Source organism: Streptomyces sp. NPDC006197, assembly GCF_040613865.1.
Lineage (GTDB): Bacteria > Actinomycetota > Actinomycetes > Streptomycetales > Streptomycetaceae > Streptomyces.
Genome location: NZ_JBEXSZ010000302.1, coordinates 1 through 1298 on the forward strand (window position 1 = coordinate 1; position 1298 = coordinate 1298).

Sequence of the window (1298 nt, forward strand, 5' to 3'; positions counted from 1 at the left end):
TGCAGAAACACCTCACCCGCACCGAACAACCCGTACGACTGCCCCGACACCGTCGACACCAGATTCCGATGCGACGACAGAATCGCCTTCGGCCGACCCGTCGAGCCCGACGTGAACATCAGGCAGGCGGGGTCGTCCGGGCCGAGCGGCAGGCCGAGGTTCCCGGGGTGGTGGGACAGGAGCTCGCCGGGGGGCTCGGTGTGGGTCTGCCAAGGTCCGTCGACCCGGCCCGCGAGGGCCGGCGCGGTGACGAGGTGGCTGATGCCCGCGTCGGCGGCCGCCGAGCGGAGCCGCTCGTCCGGGAAGTCCGGGTCGAGGAGCGTGTACCCCGCCCCGGCCTTGACCACGGCGATGACCGCCGCCGCGAACTCCACCCCGCGCTCCAACAGCACACCCGCCATGTCGCCACGGCCCAGGCCGTGGGCGCGGAGGTGGTGGGCCCACCGGTTGGCCATCGCGTTCAGCTCCGCGTACGACACCTCGCGGGTGCCGTCGAGCAGTGCCGTCGCCTCCGGGCGGCGGGCCACCTGCTCCTCGAACCGCTCGACGAGGGTGGCGTCGCCCACTTCGGCGACGGTCCCCGCCCATGGACCGGTCAGCAGCTCGCGCTCCGAGGTCGACAGCACCTCCAGGGAGGAGAGCGGCAGGGCGGGATCGTCGAGGACCTGGGCCAGGACCCGGCCGAGCACCGACGCCACGCGCCGTACCGACTCCTCGTCGAACAGCTCGGCCGCGAAGACGATCGCGCCGTGCAGGCCCCGGCTGTCGTCGGAGCGGAGCAGGAACTCGAGGTCGAACTTCGCCGCCCCGTTCACCAGGCCGGAGACCTCGGCGGTACGGACGCCGGGCAGGCGCAGCTCCGGGACGCCGCCCACTTCGAGGCCGAGGCTGATCTGGAAGAGGGGGTGACGCGAAAGGCTCCGGGTCGGGTTGACCGCTTCGAGGACCAGATCGAACGGGGCCTCCTGATGCGCGAACGCGTCCAGATCCGCCGTACGCACCCGGCGCAGAAGGTCACGGAAGCTCGGGTCGCCGGCACTGCTGGTCCGCAGGACCAGCGTGTTCACGAAGAACCCGACCAGATCCTGCAGCACCGGCTCGCCACGACCCGCCGCCGGTGAACCGATCGCCAGGTCGGGCCCTGCCCCCAGACGGGTCAGCGCGGCGACCAGGGCCGCGTGCACCACCATGAAGGGCGTGCACCCCTCCGAGCGGGCGAGGACCGTGATGCGTTCGAAGAGGTCCGCACCGAGATCGACCTCGACCTGCCCGCCCTGGTGGGAAGCCCTGGCCGGCCT

The 1298-nt window shown here is 72.3% G+C and carries 1 protein-coding gene; it reads right to left on the bottom strand.

Translation table 11 applies throughout. The features are described 5' to 3' along the window. Nucleotides 1-1298, bottom strand: a 1298-nt coding sequence (locus ABZ318_RS39590; protein ID WP_356907252.1) for an AMP-binding protein, incomplete at both ends; no start/stop codon positions are given.